The following is an 18104-nucleotide window of genomic DNA, read 5'->3' on the forward strand; positions in this document are numbered from 1 at the left end:
GGAGTATCAATTAAAGTAAAACCTTTTTGCATAGCGTTCATAACATTCTCCACAAATGTTTTTGTTTATTTATAAGCTTTATAAGCTAATTTATAGTTAGCACTAACTGTGCCAAATTTGATTATAATAAAATTAACAGAAAAAACAGCACTTTAAAAAAATAAAATTGTTACAACGTAGCTTTATTGTTTATTTTGGTAAAAAAATGACATTTTTTGTCACTTAGCTACCATTTCCTAGCCCAATATGATTGGCTTATTACTTAATTCATTATGCTGATCCGTTGTTGAGTGCGCGTAAAACGCATTTAATACTTCGCCTATGCTAAATACACCTGTCATCACAGCATCTCGATATTGATGTCGTGAAAGTTGCTTAATCATTTTTTGACAAATCTCATCCCAAACGACTTGTTCCGTTGCTTTCCTTATTCCCCGATCAATCACGATTTCTACTTTTCGTTCACATAAATTAAGATATAAAAGCACACCACTATTATATTCAGTATCCCATACACCCAGTTCAGCAAACAGTTGTTGTGCACGCATCCGTGTATTTTGGTTATAAGCTTGATTAGCTGGAATACAACCTTCAATCACGACCTGAATTTCACCCACATGTCCATGCTCTGCCTCAGTAACAGCTTGGGCAATTGCATGTTGATCTTGCTTGGAAAAATAACGTTTAGCCGCAGGCATATAAAGAAAATGCTTTAACCAGCGCTTCAAGCTGGGTTGAGCTAGTTCTTCTATTTTAGGTTGCGTGACAATCTCTGTCGTTTCTGTTTTTACTACCATGAGCCTGATGCCCCTCCTCCGCCAAAACCACCGCCTCCTCCGCCAAAACCACCGCCACCTCCAAAGCCGCCGCCACGTCCTCCACCGCCACGACCTGCAGACGCTAAAAACAGCTGAAAAATAGTTTGCGCAATAGCAGTAATCAGTAAAAAGAAAATCCCACCACCAATCAATAAACTGGTGACCAGTCCAGCTCCATTCACCAAACCCGCTACTGTTCCAGCAACTGCAGCAGTAGATGCACTTAAAGGTTTGCCCACAATAAACGAGCCAACAATTCCTGCGATTAAAATAAACAAGGCAGTACTAAAAGTTTTCTCTTTGGCTTGTTGTTCATGCAAAGCTTTTTCTTGACGCTCTTTCAGCTCTTGTGCAGCTTTCTGGGCTACTTCGGGATCCATATTGAGTATTCGTTCTATTTCAACCAGACCCGCATCAATCCCTTGGGCATATTGCGCCTGTTTAAAATAAGGAGTGATCTGATTTCGAATAATCCGACTGGCCACAATATCAGGGATTACACCTTCCAAGCCGTAACCCGTCAGAATTTGGATACGATGATCATTCTCTGCAATCGCCATCAGCAAACCATTGTCTTGCTTGGCTGAACCGAGTTGCCATTTTTCCGCAATACGCATGGCAAAATCAAAAATGTCTTCTTGCCCTGTAGTAGGCACAATCACTACCCCAATTTGTGCCTTGCCTTGTTGATGAAGCGCTAGAATTCGCTGACTAATTTCCTGCTTCTGGCTTTCAGTTAATATATTTGCCTGATCAACAACTGGCTCATTTAAGGTCGGCAATCCACGTATGGATTCTCCTTCCGCCATATCATTGGCAATTTGCGGGGATTGAGCCGTTGTTTCAGTATTTTCTTTTCTGGTTGTTTCATTTTGAGACGTCTGCTGTTGACCTTGAAGAATTTTGCCGACCACGACAGCATCTGCACCCTCATCTGTAGCAGTTGCAACTTCACTCCAGCTAAGTGAACACATCAGCGCACTAAAGCCCAGTAAGAAAACTGCAACTATCCTTTTTATGCGCAAGATGTATTGTTTATAAGAATCAGACATCGGCAATCCTTATTCAGCAATCAATGATTTAGTCGAAAGATACTTTAGGTGCATTTTGTGCGCCTGGTTCAGCACTGAAATTCGGTTTCGGATTCATGCCAATGACTTTAGCCGTCATGACTTGTGGGAACTGGCGCGAATAGGAGTTAAAGTCTTGAACTGTCGTAATATAACGATTACGCGCGACTGCAATCCTGTTTTCAGTACCTTCAAGTTGGACTTGTAAATCACGGAATTGTTCATTGGCTTTTAAGTCAGGATAATTTTCAGACACCGCAATTAAACGTGATAATGCACTGGTCATCTGCGCCTGTGCTTCTTGATATTTCTGGAATAAGGCAGGATCTTCCAAAACTTCTTTATCTACTTTTAAGCCTGCTACATTAGCACGTGCTTGAGTGACTTCTGTCAGCACTTGCTCTTCATGTTTGGCATAGCCTTTCACCACATTGACCAAATTTGGTACAAGGTCTGCACGGCGCTGATATTGGTTTTGCACTTCAGACCAGGATGCCGTCACTGCTTCATCTTTCACCTGCAAAGTGTTATAGCCACAACCCGATAATGTCAAAGTACTCACTAGAGTCATAGTGACTAAACTTTTTTTCATTACATTCATTTATCTATATCCTCTATATTTCTTTGTATTTGTTTGAATATTTTTATTGTAAACATATTTAGGCCTAGTTCTGTTTATTTTCAGTATTTCAATATCTTCTATAAAAAAAGGGCAATATTTCTATATGCCCTTTATTATTGCATGCATCGATTCAAACTGGCTTTAATTCAGGTTGGAAACTTTCCATCTGATAATCTCCTGCCAAGCGCTCTTTCCAATAATTCACAATTTTAGTGTAATCAATTTCTGAAGGATGAAAATCAGCTTTAAAGTAAGACAAGTATTCTGGCAAAAGCTGGATAAACATCTTGCCGAGCAAGTAAAGACCAAAAAAATTTCCGCCCACCTTAGGCAAACTTTTAGCTTTGTCTTGTAGAAATAATCGTGTTGCGGAATAAAAAGTGAGACTGGCAAAACCTGTGGTGACACTTCGCATGATCATACGTCGAATTTTATCATCGCCATATACGGTTTGATACACATCGAAAGCCACTGCACGATGTTCAATTTCTTCAATGGCATGCCACACCCAAAGCTTCACCGCATCCTCATCTAAAGTAGCTAAAACTTCCGGATGCCTCAGAATATAGCCGCCAAGTAAGGCAGTGAAATGCTCAAAAGCACAGGTAATTGCTAGTTGAATTTTAGGATGCAGTTTTTTGACATACTCATTTTTACGCGCGAGCCATGTCTGAAAGCGATCTAAATTATAATCATCACTTCGCCAAGCCTTATTGAATTCGGCATGCGCTTTGGAGTGCATCGCTTCTTGTCCAATAAAAGCCGTGATCTGTGCCTGCAACTTTTCATATTTGACTTTATCACGCACATTGCGAACGCTATGCACAAAGAATTGCTCCCCAATGGGAAATGTCGAAGAAAGTGCTGTGAGCATATGTGACATTACTGGAGAATTGGCGAAATAATGCCGGCGAATGGCCTTTGGGTTAAATTGTAGTTTTCTGACTGTAATCCCGATCGCTTTGGGACGATTTAAATATAATTTTTCTGTCGTCAATTCTGTCATGTAGTTAATCCTGAAAATTTGATCGGACAATGACATCAGTATGGACAGCAATTTTTAAAGCAGATATGGCAAAAGCGCTTGTTGAATTAGCGAAAAGGTTCAAAAGTTTATTCTTGTAAAACGCTTCCTGTTCTTCACCCGATGTGTTTTCAGATTCTCACAAGCCACTTTTTAGATTCGCTCCATCTCTCTAACTCTCTCCCAAAGGGTGAGAATCTCCATTACATTTACTGCTTTTTCATTTCCTCAATATAAAAAACCCACCGAAGTGGGTTTTTAAAATTCATTTAAAGCTTAATCAGATGAGAAACCCTGCTTATATATCCAAGTAATCCAAGATACCTTCAGCTGCTTCACGACCTTCCCAGATTGCAGTGACAACCAGGTCAGAACCACGAACCATATCACCGCCGGCAAATATTTTCGGATTAGAGGTCTGGAAGCGGTATTGCTGCTTTTCAGCTGCAACCACACGACCTGAACCATCCAGACCAATATTTGCACTCGCAAACCAGTCTGCAGGGCTTGCACGGAAACCGAAAGCTAAAAGCACTGCATCCGCAGCTAAAACTTCTTCTGAACCTGGAACGGGTTCCGGGCTACGACGGCCACGGCTATCAGGCTCACCCAATTGGGTAGTGACCACTTTAACGCCAGTCACTTTGCCATTTTCACCCATAATTTCAATTGGCTGACGATTGAACATAAAATCCACACCTTCTTCGCGTGCGTTTTTCACTTCGCGGCGAGAACCCGGCATATTTTCTTCATCGCGGCGGTAAGCACATACCACTGATTCAGCGCCTTGACGAATTGAAGTACGGTTACAGTCCATCGCAGTGTCGCCACCGCCCAGTACAATCACCTTTTTACCTTCAACACTGATGTATTCAGCTACGTCTTTTTCCCAGCCTTGCGTACGATTCACGTTGGCTATCAGGAAATCAAGCGCATCATACACACCATCAAGGTCTTCACCGGCGAAACCGCCTTTCATGTAGGTATATGTTCCCATACCCATGAACACGGCATCGTAATCGGCAAGAAGTTGCTCAATGGTAATGTCTGTACCAATTTCGGTATTTAGACGGAATTCCACACCCATTCCCGCGAAAATTTCACGGCGGCGTTTCATGACGTCTTTTTCCATCTTGAATTCTGGAATACCGAAAGTCAGCAAACCGCCAATTTCAGGACGTTTATCAAATACAACCGGTTTAACACCATTACGTACCAGAATGTCTGCACAGCCTAGGCCTGCAGGACCTGCACCAATAATTGCGACTTTTTTATCTGTCCATTTCACGTTGGACATATCTGGACGCCAGCCCAAAGCAAAAGCGGTATCATTGATATATTTTTCAGCATTACCAATAGTAACTGCACCAAAACCGTCATTTAGGGTACAAGCACCTTCACATAAACGGTCTTGCGGGCATACACGACCACACACTTCAGGCAATGTATTGGTTTGATGACAAAGTTCAGCTGCCTGAAAAATACGACCTTCAGCAATTAGTTTTAACCAGTTTGGAATATAATTATGTACCGGACATTTCCATTCACAATACGGATTACCACAGCCTAAACAACGGTGCGATTGATTACTCGCAATTTCCGCTGTAAAAGGTTTATAAATTTCCACAAACTCTGCTTTGCGGACAGTTAGATCTTTTTTCTCTGGATCTTGGCGTGCTACATCCAGGAATTGAAAGTCATTGTTTAGGCGCTCTGCCATGTCTCTCTCCGTGGGTAGGTGTAGTCGGTTTATTTATCCGCTACACCTGCCTATCAAATCTGCAGTAGTGGAATTATTGTGGATCAGCTTTAGTCGTTTTCAAAAGCGTTTGCAAATTAGCAGCTTTTGGTTTTACAAGCCAGAATTTACGGCTGTAAAAATCAAACTCGTTGCGGATCTTGTACGCCCAAGCACTACCTGTTTCTTTAATGTGTTCATCCAAGATGCGGCACAAGAACTCTTGATGTTCTTCCATCGCTTCTGTAGAAATACGATTTAACTCGATCAACTCATGGTTATAGTGATCCACGAAGTCATTATCAAGGTCAAGTACATAAGCAAAACCACCTGTCATACCTGCACCGAAGTTATGACCAACTTTACCCAGTACAGTCACAATACCACCAGTCATATATTCACAGCAGTGATCGCCCGCACCTTCAATCACGGCAAATGCACCCGAGTTACGCACTGCAAAACGTTCGCCTGCAGTACCTGCAGCAAAGATTTTACCGCCAGTTGCACCATACAGGCATGTATTACCAATGATTGCGGTATTTTGAGTCTGGAACGGCGAACCTTTTGGCGGGAAGATCGAGATACGACCGCCAGCCATACCTTTACCGACGTAATCGTTGGCATCACCTTCAAGTTTGATATGCAAACCACCGGCATTCCAAACACCCAGTGACTGACCTGCAGTACCTTTCAAATTCATAACAACAGGATGTGCTTCCATACTCAAGTTGCCATAACGACGCGCAATTTCACCTGAAATACGTGCACCAATTGAACGGTCACAGTTCACAACATTGAAGCTAAACTCACCAGTCTTACCTGCTTCAATGGTCGGAAGCATCTCATCAACCATTCTCTCTGCAAGCAGGCCTTTATCAAATGGTGCATTACCCTGAACTTGGCAATATTGCGCTTTACCTTCAGCAGAAGGATGAGAAGTTAACAATGCACTTAAGTCCAAGTGAGCATGTTTGTCCGTTTCACCGGGTAATACTTCAAGCAAATCTGTACGGCCAATCAAGTCTTTCAAGCTTGAAACGCCTAAAGCCGCTAACCATTCACGGGTTTCTTCTGCAATAAAGTGGAAGAAATTAATCAGCATTTCTGGTTCGCCAATATAATGCTCTTGACGTAAATGGTCTTGCTGAGTTGCTACACCGGTTGCACAGTTGTTCAAGTGGCAAATACGCAGGTATTTACAACCCAATGCGATCATTGGCGTTGAACCAAAGCCGAAGCTTTCTGCACCCAAAATAGCCGCTTTAACCACGTCTAAACCAGTTTTCAAGCCACCATCGGTTTGTACGCGTACTTTGCCACGCAGGTCATTTACGCGAAGCGCTTGATGTGCCTCACTTAGGCCCAATTCCCATGGCGAACCTGCATGGTGAATTGAAGACAATGGCGATGCCGCAGTACCACCGTCATAACCAGAAATGGTAATGAAATCGGCATATGCTTTTGCTACACCTGCCGCAATTGTGCCGACACCGGGTTCAGATACCAGTTTCACAGATACCATCGCTTGAGGATTGACTTGTTTTAAGTCAAAGATCAATTGTGACAAATCTTCAATTGAGTAGATGTCATGGTGCGGTGGCGGTGAAATAAGGGTTACACCCGGAACGGAATAACGTAAACGTGCAATTAAGCCATTCACTTTACCACCCGGTAACTGACCACCTTCACCCGGTTTCGCACCTTGCGCCACTTTAATCTGCAACACTTCAGCAGAAGTTAAATAAGCCGGTGTAACACCAAAACGACCTGATGCAATCTGTTTGATTTTCGAGTTGCGGATGGTGCCATAACGTGCAGGATCTTCGCCGCCCTCACCCGAATTTGAACGACCACCAATAGTGTTCATGGCAATTGCAATCGCTTCATGCGCTTCAGGAGACAACGCACCGAGTGACATCCCTGCAGAGTCAAAACGTGGCAGAATTTCTTCTACAGATTCCACTTGATCCAGTGCAATTGAATTGTCTGTTTTTAGTTTGAATAAATCACGAATCGTGGTAATCGGACGGTTATTTACCAACTGTGCATATTCTTTAAAGTCAGCATAATCGCCTGAGCGTACTGCTTTATGAAGCGAATTGATCACATCTGGATTAAATGCATGATATTCCTTGTCAAACACGAATTTCAGCAAACCACCCTGATCGATTGGCTTACGGGCTTTCCACGCATTTTCAGCCAATTTTTTAAGATCATTTTCAAGGTCTGCAAATGTTGCACCTTGAATACGGCTTGGCACGCCGGTGAAGCATTTATCAACCACTTCATTCGACAAACCAACGGCTTCAAATAACTGACCACCACGGTAAGAAGCAACAGTTGAGATGCCCATTTTAGAAAGAACTTTGAGCAGGCCTTTCTCAATGCCTTTACGGAAATTCGCTTGGGCATGAATTGGATCACCCAACAATTCACCTTTGGCAATCAGGTCATTGATCACGTCATAAGCTAAATATGGATAAATTGCAGTGGCACCAAAACCTAAGATCACCGCAAATTGGTGCGCATCACGTGCCAAGGCTGTTTCTACAATGATGTTTGCATCGGTACGTAAACCGGCTTGAATCAAGTGATGATGCACCGCACCTGTTGCCATCAAGGCATTGGCGGGTAAATAACCTTCACGAATTTTCTTGTCAGAAAGCACCAGTAAAGTTTTGCCATCACGAATCGCTTGAGCCGCTTCCTCACAGATACGTGCAATCGCAGCCTGCAAACCTTCGCTTGCTACATAGTTCAAGTCGATGTCTGCAATTTCGTAACCTTTACGACCCAAGGTACGCATCTGATGCATTTTTGAGTTTGAAAGTACTGGACTTGAAATGATCAGGCGATCTGCATGTTCAGGGCTTTGTTCAAATACGTTTTGCTCACGGCCCAAACAAGTTTCCAACGACATCACGATCGATTCACGTAATGGATCGATCGGTGGATTGGTAACTTGCGCGAACTGTTGACGGAAGTAATCCGATACATGACGAACCTGACGTGACAATACCGCCATTGGCGTATCATCACCCATTGAACCGACTGCTTCCTGACCGCTTTCTGCGATTGGACGAAGCAATTGATCACGCTCTTCAAACGTTACCATGAACATTTTCTGTGAGGCTTTTAGGGCATCGCCTTTTAAGCCTTGATCACATAAATATTCTTCAAGTTCTGGGCTGCCTTGTAGACGAATTGAGTTTTCACGTAACCATTCACGGTAAGGACGCATTTTTTTCAAATGGTTGCTGACATCTTGAGTATCAAGCAATTTACCCGTGAGTGTATCAATCACCAGAATTTGCCCTGGCCCAACACGACCTTTAGAAATGACATCTTCAGGCTGATAACCCCAAACCCCAATTTCTGATGCAAGTGTGATGTAACCATTTTTAGTAATCACCCAACGTGCAGGACGCAAACCATTACGATCCAGCATACAGATAGCATGACGACCATCCTGAATCACCAGACCTGCAGGCCCGTCCCATGCTTCCATGTGCTTAGAGTTAAACTCGTAGAATGCACGCAGATCGGCATCTAGTGTTTCCACGTTCTGCCACGCAGGTGGAACCAGCATGCGTAGTGCACGGAACAGGTCCATACCACCACCGACCAGGATTTCAAGCATATTGTCCAGGCTTGAAGAATCTGAACCGGTACGGTTTACAATTGGATTAAGCTCAGTTAGACCCGGAAGCAATGGATTTTCAAACTTTGGCACACGTGCCATTGCCCAGTTACGGTTTGCAGTAATGGTGTTGATTTCACCATTGTGTGCAAGATAACGGAATGGCTGTGCCAACGGCCAGCGCGGCAAGGTATTGGTCGAGAAACGCTGATGGAAGACCACGATGTGCGATTCCAGACGCGGATCGGCTAAATCGGTATAAAAGTCTGCGATTGCTTCAGGCATCATCAAACCTTTATAGGTGATGACTGTTGAACACAATGTGGTGACATAGAATGAAGAATCATTGCTCAGTAATTGTTCCGCACGACGACGTGCCAGGAATAATTTACGGTTAAATTCAACTTCAGTGACACCCATTGGGCAATTGACAATAATCTGTTCAAATGCCGGCATCGACTGAAGGGCAATTTCACCCAACGCATCAATATTGGTGGGGATTAGACGCCAAGCAAGAACTTTTAGACCTTCAGATTCAATTTCTTTGGCTAAAACCTGTTTCGAATGCGCTGCAATTGCTGGATCAAGATTTAAAAATACAGTACCGACTGCAAATACTTCACTTAAAGTGATGTCACTGAGTTTTTTTGCTTCTTCACGGAAAAATGCTTTCGGCATAGCCAGCAATAAACCACAACCATCTCCTGTCTTGCCATCTGCGGCAATCCCACCACGGTGGGTCATACAACTTAAACTATGAATCGCGGTCTTGACCAAATCATGGCTTGCATCACCCTGCATATGGGCGATTAAACCGAAACCACAGTTATCTTTAAACTCATCCGGTTGGTATAAACCTTGAGCGGGAGCTACAGTATTAGGCGATGGCATGTGCATAGCGTACCCTTCTTTCAACATGGCCCATAAAGCGGGCATCTAACAATCAAATATCTTCTTTGTGATTTAGTCCAATTTACTCACACTCAGATCAAGATTGGGCAGAATCATTTTCTTCACATACTTAAGATAGTCGCATTTCATCTTCTATGCATGAATCAATTAAAAAATGTTTTTTGCTGATGTTACGCACTCTTTTAAAGCAGGAAAATTCAGCAACTTCGCACAATCCTTGAATCTTTTCGCGCCAAAATAGGGACAATAACTCAATTCATGCACCAATTAAGCAAAAATGATGCCAATTTAAAAAAGACAAAGCTAAATGTTTTAAATATAGAAATATTCGTGTTTCATCCGCTTCATCTTATTTTCTTGAACACATTTTTCGCACCATATTCGTGCGTATAAATATTTTTATAACTTAATTTGCTCTATTTTAGAACTCTATTTTTTAATTAAATGGATCACTAATTTCAGTTTCTGCAAGTTTATTGCCATTTTTTTTCGGTGCAGATTCAACTGAAGAATATGATTGCTGCGTATCAACCACATTACCATCTTCATCGCGACGTGTAACCGTTGTAGTTGTGGTTGCTGCTTTAGGCTCAGCTACAGGTACAGTCGGCTTAGGTTTAGGTACGACAGCCAATAGACTCTCGTCAACGCGAGGTAAGGGTGCAGCTTTCAAATTGATTGCATACAATTTTTTATTAGAACCCATTTCATCTGCGCCCATGTCGTTAACCAAGGCAGCATAAGTTTCCATATCCTGAACTTGAGGCTGAATAGACTGGGGAAACTGGAATGGTAATTGTTGCAGGGCTTGTTTTGCTTGATCGCTATTTCGATAGATACCATAAAGCAATACATATTGTTCAATGTGATTTTCGCCACTTAAGCGAATGTAGTAAAAATTGTTACGATCAGGCTGTTTTTTTAGGAAACTTCGAATTACATCGTCTTTGGTCGCTCGAAACAGTTCAATAGTCGCCGCATTTTTATTGTCATTGATAAATTTGCTGCCACGAAATTCAGGTTCATAGCTTCCCGTATTGACCACACGCGTGGTCATTTCTAAAGGTCGGACTTCTTTTTGAAGTGCGCCAAGAAGGCTGGTTGCAGCCACTTTTTCCGGTTGGATTTGCAATTCAGATTCAGTTTCAGCAGATTTTTCTACTTCTACCAATGCCTCCCTATCTGTGATTGCCCAAAAAATAAGTGCTGCAAACAGGCACACCACCCCACACACCAGCCAGATATAGTTTTGAATACGTTGCCATTGTGTACGGATGGTTGTCATAAATCATGCCTTCTGTTGATTCGCTAAAATCGCTTGTTTCATCAATTCCACATCGAACTCTTTGGCAATTATCGCCTGTCCTAAAGATTTCATGAGAACCAGACGTAACTGTCCATTCAGCACTTTTTTATCATGTGCCATAAATGCGAGGAATTCATCAAGTGGAATAGCGGGGCATTTTACGGGTAAATGGGCACGTTGAATGATTTTTTTTGTACGTTCTAGATCTTCAACTGAAATCCAGCCCATGCGTTGCGACAAATCCGCAGCCATCACCATACCGGTTGCAACCGCTTCACCGTGTAACCAAACGCCATATCCTAAGTAAGATTCAATCGCATGACCAAAGGTATGCCCCAAATTAAGTAAGGCACGCTCACCTTGTTCTTTTTCATCATTAGCCACAATCCTTGCCTTATGTGCGCAAGAACGGTAGACCGCTTCAGCCAGTAATGCTGAATCACGCCCAACCAGCCCATCCATATTTTTCTCAAGCCACTCCAAGAAATCCAGATCGCCCAATAAGGCATATTTAATCACTTCTGCCAGACCTGCTGATAATTCACGATCAGGTAAAGTAGAAAGCTGCGACATATCGGCCAACACGACTTGCGGCTGCTGGAAAGCACCAATCATGTTTTTACCCAAGGGATGATTAATACCGGTTTTCCCTCCCACACTTGAATCCACTTGGGACAGAAGCGTAGTCGGAACCTGAATAAAATATACGCCACGTTGAAAACATGCAGAGGCAAAGCCTGCCATATCGCCGATCACACCACCACCCAGCGCTAAAACTGTAGCATCACGATTAAAGCCTGCTTCTAACAAGGCATCAAAAATCAAATTTAAATGTTCAATGTTCTTGTATTGTTCCCCATCAGGCAAAATACATGTTGCAACTGTTTTTCCTACAGCTTCAATCGCAATCATATAATGCTCCAAATACAACGGTGCAACCGTTGTATTGGTCACAATCATGACCTGTTTGCCGTGAATATACGGTTCAAGTAATGATTGTGGATTTAAATCACTGCCAATAAAAATAGGATAGCGGCGATCACCGAGTTCAACATATAAAGTTTGCATGAAATTAAAACCGTTAATTAGACTAAATCTGCTTCTTGAGAAACAATCATATGTAAGATTTGCTGGGCTAAATCACGAGCAGCCCCCTCATTGGTTTCAATAATATAATGTGCAATTTCCCGATATAAAGGATCGCGAAGTGCCAATAAATCACGTAACTTTTGTTCAGGGTTTTCAACTTGCAATAAAGGACGGTTTTTATCCCGGTAGGTACGCTGTAGTTGGATTTCAACAGGAGTATAGAGGTAAACAACAATTCCACGTTGTTTTAAAAATTCACGATTGGGAGCTTGGGTCACTGCACCACCACCAGTTGCCAGAACCAGTTGCGTACGAGCTGTAAGTTCATCGATCACCATGGTTTCACGGTTACGAAATCCCTTTTCACCTTCTTTTTCAAAAATCCAAGGAATTGTCGCTCCTGTTTTGCGTTCAATTTCATGATCACTATCAAGAAATTCCCGACCTAACAGTTCCGCCAAATGTCGGCCAACAGTTGTTTTCCCAGCCCCCATTGGCCCTACCAAATAAATATTTGGTAGGGTTTCAAACTCATTGCTTGGCAAGGAGTCACCTATTTATTTTGCTAAATTCAAAATATATTAATGATTTCTTGAAACACTGTCATTAACAATTCGTGGTGTAACAAAAATCAATAGCTCACGCTTATTGTCAGACTTGATATCTTTACGGAATAAACGACCTACGTAAGGGATATCACCCAAGAATGGTACTTTGGTTTGACCATTACGAGTTTCTTGCTCAAAAATACCCCCAAGAACCACAGTCTCTCCATTATCTACCAGAACATTGGTATTGATTTGATTTTTGTTAATCGTCAATTGACCGGTCGGTGTTGGATTTCCTGGAGTATCACTGGTGATGTTAAGTAGCATTTGAACTTTACCATCAGGGGTAATACTTGGTGTTACATCTAAGCTTAGGGTCGCATCAATAAATTCAGTGGTTGAAACTGCATTTGCACCACCACCTTCTGAAGATTGATATGGAATTTGCGTACCTGATGAGACTTTGGCTGTTTGTTTGTCTGCAGTGAGGACTTTAGGTGTAGAAATCACTTCACCATAACCGTCTGCTTGCAATGCAGAAAGTTCCAAATCTAGCATAAAGTCAGACAAGCTGATTAAGCCAAAGGCAATTTTACCTGCTGCATTAGCTACACCTAAATCCACATTTAAGTTATCTGGACGTTGAATGGTATATTTACCATCATCATCAGGTGTTTTTAAATCCCATAAAGTTTGATCACTACCCCCCACCAACAAGTCATTATTTTGGTTAATCCCTTGCGATAAAATGCCCCACTTCACGCCCATCTCTTTACTAAACTCTGTTGAAGCACGAACAATACGGGCTTCCACCATCACCTGCTTCACTGGGATGTCTAGCAAGTCAACCATTTTTCGGACTTTATCAATATTCTGTGCAGTATCATTAATAATCAGTGTATTGGTTCGTGCATCAGCAGATATAGTGCCGCGTGAGCTTAATAAACTTTCACTTGTATTATTGTTGTTACTAGTCCCAGAATTTGAATTTGAATTATTTGAAGATTTTGTTTGGGTAATCAGTTTTTCAATATCGGCAACCTTTGCATAGCTGAGTTGCATATACTCGGTTTGTATTGGTGCCAGTTTTACACTTTGCTCGATCGCTTTCGCCTGTTCTTCTTCTGCTTTAATTAATTCAGAAACGGGTGCAATCCAAATCACATTGCCATTACGGCGTTTATCTAGATTCTTGGTTTTTAGAATAATATCTAATGCCTGATCCCAAGGTACATCTTTTAAGCGTAAAGTAATATTCCCTTGTACTGTATCGGCAGTCACCATATTGATTTCAGTAAAGTCTGCTAACAATTGAAGTACACGACGCACTTCAATATCCTGAAAATCTAGAGATATCTTTTTACCGGTATAACTATTGGCGGCTTTAGGTTTGAGCGGATTTTTATCTTCAGGTCGTTTTAAACTAATGGTGAGTTTATTGTCTGCCTGATAAGCCATATATTCATAGCTACCAGAAGTCTGAATGGTAATTACACCATTTCCCCCATTATTATTTGCATCAATCGTAGAAACTGGCGTAGCAAAATCATTCACATTTAAACGACGTGCCAAATGTGCAGGCACTTTATTCCCTAAAGTACGTACAACAACTTTACTGCCTTGCTGTTGTACATCCACCTGGGTGTTTGCACCGAGCAAATCAATAACAACCTGCCCTTCACCTTGACCACCGCGCTGGAAGCCAATATTGGAAATGCCTTGGGCTAATCTTTGGCTTTGAGCTGCTACCTGCTGAGGTACAAATGCATTACCCGCAGCCGAATTAATTTTTAAAATAAAAGTATTGCCTTCTACGCGTGTGGTAAAGGCACCGGCATCCGCCAAATTCACAGTTAAACGTGAACGCTGAGCATCAGAACTCACATCAACAGAACTGGCTTCTTTGGTTGCAACTGCAATGCTATTTTGCTTTAAATTTTGCTGTGCTTTATCAAAATCCAGAATCAGACGTGATGGCTGCTCTAATTGATAAGCTTGCGGCTGTGGCGGCAAACCATTAAACATGACACGAATTTCAGTACCCTGACCTGCAACCTGCATCGGTACAATATTGGTAATACTGACTTGTGCATTGGCAACTTGCATTACTGCGATTGCCACCGCACCCATAGAAAATTGACGGAACAAATGGTTCATCGTATTGCCATCCCCAAATATAAAATCTTTAAAACTATTATTCATTTTTATTCCTTTAAACTTAAGGCGCGGGTCCAATTAATATCAGACTTCTTGGACGCTCTACATATCCTTCCCGTCCATCTGGAATAATTTCCATAAGATCGATTTGTGTTGGCGTGATACGCACCACACGACCATGATTCACACCCATGTAGCTACCACGTTGTATACGCTCTATTTCACCATCTGGCGTTTGAATTAATGCCAGAATCTGCCCCGACTGGTTACGCATGCTTCCTTTCATGTTCAAGGATTCGATGGCATAGCTTTCTAAAGGCTGCAGTTGACGTGACAGGTTAGGATAGACACGTTTTCCTGCCATAACCCTTAATTCAGCAGCCAGTGAGCTCGGCAAAAAAGGGCTTTTCAGCTGATGCGCTGCATAGTCAAATGTTGGTACAGGTGGAAAAACTGGGGCCGGTTCAATCGGTAATGGTGGCTGATTACGAATACTGGCCATTTGCTCATTGACTGCATCAATACGAGAATCACACCCCACCAATAACAAGCCTAACATCAGGCTCAAAGTCATTTTTTCTATTTTCATTACTGTGCTCCTCCAGCTGGAGCAGCTGAATTCGCATCTGCTGCTTGAGTATCCGTAGCACCGATATAACGATAGGTTTTGGCTTTAACGCTATAGGTAATTTGAGGAATATCGGTTTTTTTCTCTTTATTTTCCGTTCCCGTAATATCAAAATCATGCAAAGTGACAATTCGTGGAAGTGCCGCTATGCCACTCACAAAAGAACCAAAGGCATGATAATCCCCAGTTGCTTCAATCGAAATGGGCTGCTCAATAAAGAACTCTTGCTTAATTTCATTTTCCAAACGGATATTTTTAAATTTCAGACCTGAATTCACCCCACTGACATTAATGTCTTCAACCAGTCCGGGGATTTCAGTTTCTTTAGGTAATTGTTCAAGTTGCTGATTAAAATTCGCTTCCATTTCCTGCAACTGCGCTTGCAACTGTTGTAAATTACGCAGCTTTGAATCTTTTTCACGAAATTCATTGAGCAAATTTTGTTCTTGAGCGTTGGCATTGGAAATTGCATCTATTTGACCTTTAATCAGCGCAAAATATCCCAGAATACCAAGCATCGCCACAATTAAAATCCAGCAAGTGATTTTAACGGATAATGGCCAGCTCCCGTAGTTATTCATATCCAAGGTATTGAACTGCTGAAGAAACTTATCTAAGGTCATCTTCTTTTTAGGAGTAACAACACCTTCTTTTGGATTTAATTCATCAAATTCGTCGAGACTCATTGTGCTGCCCCCGCTGTTGAATTAGCTGGATTTTGTGCTGCTACTTCGGGTATTACCGGTTGTGCAATTTCATCTAAATCTGCAGTAATCACGAATGCACCATAACGCTCTTCCACACGCGGAACTACCGAACTCGGCGCTTTATCTTTTTGTTCTTCAACGGCTAAGAAAGAATTCATAAAGGCGTTTCTATACCAAGCCGATGCTTCCAAACTGCGCAAGAATTCTGCAACTGTGTTTGGACTTTCTGCCTTACCTTCAATGGTAAATTTATCACCGGTGCGGACAAATTTAGTAATGAACAAATTGCTTGGCGTAACACGTACCATTTCATCAATCAGGCGAACCGCAATCGGTCGCTGCCCTTGCAAGCCCTGAATCAACTTCATGCGTTCAATGATGGCATTTCGTTGAGCTTCCAAACCTTCCAGGGATTTTAATTGTACATCCAGGTTTTGGTTGGTACTGGTAATGAGTTGATTGGCTTGTTCTTGATCCTCAAGTTTATGACCATAATAAAACCATGCCAATGTGACTGCTAAAGCCCCGATTAATGCCATTCCTATACAAATTGTAATAAATTCTTTTTTTCTTTTCTCTCTTAGCTCATCACGCCAAGGGAGCAGGTTAATTCTCGCCATTAATCAAAACTCCTCAATGCCAAACCACATGCCACCATGAGTGAAGAAGCATCGTTCTCTATCTTTTTAATATCAATTTGTGGAGAAAAGCCCATTTGTAAAAATGGGTTGGCAATAGTCACTCGATAACCCAATTTTTGTTGTAACAGTTTCGCGAGTCCCGGAATATTGGCATTACCCCCTGCCAATAAAATATGATCGATCTCATTAAATTGAGAAGATGAGAAAAAGAACTGCAATGATCGTGCTGCCTGCTGAACCACTGCTTCCAAGTAGGGCTCTAGAACTTCAACATCATAATCATCAGGTAATGAGCGACTTTTCTTGGCACGGCCAGCTTCTTCAAAAGACAAACCATAGCGATTTTGAATTTCTTGAGTGAGCTGTTTACCGCCAAATACCTGCTCGCGGGTATAAATCACCTTATTATTTTGCATCACAGATAAAGTTGTCATGGTATGACCGATATCTAAAATACCGACTGTATTTACACCCATAGGCAAAGTATCGGAAAATACCTGATACGCATTTTCGATTGCAAAACTTTCAACGTCCGCAGTTTTTGGTATTAAGCCCGCAAGCTCCAATACTTCAGAACGTGCTTCGACATTTTCAATACGGGTTGCAACCAAAAGCACATTTACCCGATTCGGGTTTGCCAGACGTTCAGGCATTACCTCAAAATCAAGACTCGCTTCATCTAATGGGAAAGGAATATATTGCTCGGCATCCATGCGAATTTGAACTTCTCGTTCATCATCCGTCATATCCGCATCCATCTCAATTGTTTTGGTAATAACCATTGAAGTTGGAATTGCAAGTGCTGCAGCTGTAGATTGAGTATTTGCCAGATTGAATGCTCGCTCTAATGCATCCCCTACCGCTTCTGGATTTAATATATTTTTTTCGACAACACTACCTTCAGGTAAAGGCACCAGCGCATAGCTTTCAACCCAATACCTGTTACCACTTTTAACAGAAAGTTCTAACAATTTAACAGAAGTAGAACTAATATCTACTCCAATTAACCCCTTATTTGGCTTACGATATAACCTGAACACAATATAATTCCTATTATTTTTTTATCCCCAATAAAAGTAACCTACTAATTAGTCTTGGTCTATAATTTTATACAGATACAATAACGCATCTAACAATCTGTATGGGTAAAGGCTATACTGACCGCCAATTAGTTTGCCATTAGCTCTTATTAAAACTTACTTGT

At 41.9% G+C, this 18104-nt stretch carries 14 protein-coding genes; all 14 read right to left on the minus strand.

Going from position 1 to position 18104, the window contains the following annotated elements; genetic code table 11:
- Positions 1-236 precede the first annotated feature (236 nt).
- Positions 237-797, minus strand: coding sequence for a TPM domain-containing protein (locus tag ACKI4H_RS06035; protein WP_407304468.1), 561 nt, complete (start codon positions 795-797; stop codon positions 237-239).
- Complete coding sequence (locus ACKI4H_RS06040; protein ID WP_407304509.1) at positions 791-1792, minus strand: TPM domain-containing protein; 1002 nt, start codon at positions 1790-1792, stop codon at positions 791-793. Before ACKI4H_RS06040 ends, ACKI4H_RS06035 begins: the two co-directional genes overlap by 7 nt.
- Before the next feature lie 106 nt (positions 1793-1898).
- The gene (locus ACKI4H_RS06045) at positions 1899-2489 is read right to left on the minus strand and encodes a LemA family protein (RefSeq protein ID WP_407304471.1); all 591 of its coding nucleotides are present in this window, start codon (positions 2487-2489) and stop codon (positions 1899-1901) included.
- A 151-nt stretch (positions 2490-2640) separates the two neighbouring features.
- Positions 2641-3516, minus strand: a complete 876-nt coding sequence (locus ACKI4H_RS06050) for a metal-dependent hydrolase (protein ID WP_407304472.1) — start codon at positions 3514-3516, stop codon at positions 2641-2643.
- 316 nt (positions 3517-3832) lie between these two features.
- Positions 3833-5254, minus strand: coding sequence for an FAD-dependent oxidoreductase (locus ACKI4H_RS06055; protein WP_407304473.1), 1422 nt, complete (start codon positions 5252-5254; stop codon positions 3833-3835).
- A 73-nt stretch (positions 5255-5327) separates the two neighbouring features.
- Positions 5328-9803: a glutamate synthase large subunit gene (gene gltB, locus ACKI4H_RS06060; protein WP_407304511.1), complete on the minus strand. Its 4476-nt coding sequence runs from the start codon at positions 9801-9803 to the stop codon at positions 5328-5330.
- Positions 9804-10260: 457 nt separating this feature from the next.
- Positions 10261-11109 carry a hypothetical protein gene (locus tag ACKI4H_RS06065; RefSeq protein WP_407304475.1) on the minus strand — a complete coding sequence of 283 codons (849 nt, stop codon included), beginning with the start codon at positions 11107-11109 and terminating at the stop codon, positions 10261-10263.
- A gap of 3 nt (positions 11110-11112) precedes the next feature.
- Complete coding sequence (gene aroB / locus ACKI4H_RS06070; RefSeq protein WP_407304477.1) at positions 11113-12198, minus strand: 3-dehydroquinate synthase; 1086 nt, start codon at positions 12196-12198, stop codon at positions 11113-11115.
- A gap of 17 nt (positions 12199-12215) precedes the next feature.
- Positions 12216-12764, minus strand: a complete 549-nt coding sequence (aroK, locus tag ACKI4H_RS06075) for a shikimate kinase AroK (RefSeq protein ID WP_407304479.1) — start codon at positions 12762-12764, stop codon at positions 12216-12218.
- Between the two features lie 36 nt (positions 12765-12800).
- The gene (gene pilQ / locus ACKI4H_RS06080) at positions 12801-14924 is read right to left on the minus strand and encodes a type IV pilus secretin PilQ (RefSeq protein WP_407304513.1); all 2124 of its coding nucleotides are present in this window, start codon (positions 14922-14924) and stop codon (positions 12801-12803) included.
- A gap of 61 nt (positions 14925-14985) precedes the next feature.
- The gene (locus ACKI4H_RS06085) at positions 14986-15513 is read right to left on the minus strand and encodes a pilus assembly protein PilP (RefSeq protein WP_407304480.1); all 528 of its coding nucleotides are present in this window, start codon (positions 15511-15513) and stop codon (positions 14986-14988) included.
- Positions 15513-16238: a type 4a pilus biogenesis protein PilO gene (locus ACKI4H_RS06090; RefSeq protein WP_407304481.1), complete on the minus strand. Its 726-nt coding sequence runs from the start codon at positions 16236-16238 to the stop codon at positions 15513-15515. Before ACKI4H_RS06090 ends, ACKI4H_RS06085 begins: the two co-directional genes overlap by 1 nt.
- Positions 16235-16879, minus strand: a complete 645-nt coding sequence (locus ACKI4H_RS06095; protein WP_407304482.1) for a PilN domain-containing protein — start codon at positions 16877-16879, stop codon at positions 16235-16237. The genes ACKI4H_RS06090 and ACKI4H_RS06095 overlap by 4 nt, the downstream gene beginning before the upstream one ends.
- Positions 16879-17940: a pilus assembly protein PilM gene (locus ACKI4H_RS06100; RefSeq protein WP_407304483.1), complete on the minus strand. Its 1062-nt coding sequence runs from the start codon at positions 17938-17940 to the stop codon at positions 16879-16881. Before ACKI4H_RS06100 ends, ACKI4H_RS06095 begins: the two co-directional genes overlap by 1 nt.
- Positions 17941-18104: the final 164 nt, after the last annotated feature.

Origin of the sequence: Acinetobacter sp., from assembly GCF_045628685.1 — a bacterium.
Classification (GTDB): domain Bacteria; phylum Pseudomonadota; class Gammaproteobacteria; order Pseudomonadales; family Moraxellaceae; genus Acinetobacter.

Excerpts from the sequence above, each read along its gene's own strand:
- ACKI4H_RS06045 (WP_407304471.1), bottom strand. The coding sequence starts at position 2,489 with ATGAATGTAATGAAAAAAAGTTTAGTCACTATGACTCTAGTGAGTACT.
- ACKI4H_RS06065 (WP_407304475.1), bottom strand. The coding sequence starts at position 11,109 with ATGACAACCATCCGTACACAATGGCAACGTATTCAAAACTATATCTGG.
- ACKI4H_RS06085 (WP_407304480.1), bottom strand. The coding sequence starts at position 15,513 with ATGAAAATAGAAAAAATGACTTTGAGCCTGATGTTAGGCTTGTTATTG.
- ACKI4H_RS06035 (WP_407304468.1), bottom strand. The coding sequence starts at position 797 with ATGGTAGTAAAAACAGAAACGACAGAGATTGTCACGCAACCTAAAATA.
- aroB (WP_407304477.1), bottom strand. The coding sequence starts at position 12,198 with ATGCAAACTTTATATGTTGAACTCGGTGATCGCCGCTATCCTATTTTT.
- ACKI4H_RS06095 (WP_407304482.1), bottom strand. The coding sequence starts at position 16,879 with ATGGCGAGAATTAACCTGCTCCCTTGGCGTGATGAGCTAAGAGAGAAA.
- ACKI4H_RS06055 (WP_407304473.1), bottom strand. The coding sequence starts at position 5,254 with ATGGCAGAGCGCCTAAACAATGACTTTCAATTCCTGGATGTAGCACGC.
- gltB (WP_407304511.1), bottom strand. The coding sequence starts at position 9,803 with ATGCCATCGCCTAATACTGTAGCTCCCGCTCAAGGTTTATACCAACCG.
- ACKI4H_RS06090 (WP_407304481.1), bottom strand. The coding sequence starts at position 16,238 with ATGAGTCTCGACGAATTTGATGAATTAAATCCAAAAGAAGGTGTTGTT.
- pilQ (WP_407304513.1), bottom strand. The coding sequence starts at position 14,924 with ATGAACCATTTGTTCCGTCAATTTTCTATGGGTGCGGTGGCAATCGCA.
- ACKI4H_RS06050 (WP_407304472.1), bottom strand. The coding sequence starts at position 3,516 with ATGACAGAATTGACGACAGAAAAATTATATTTAAATCGTCCCAAAGCG.
- ACKI4H_RS06040 (WP_407304509.1), bottom strand. The coding sequence starts at position 1,792 with ATGTGTTCACTTAGCTGGAGTGAAGTTGCAACTGCTACAGATGAGGGT.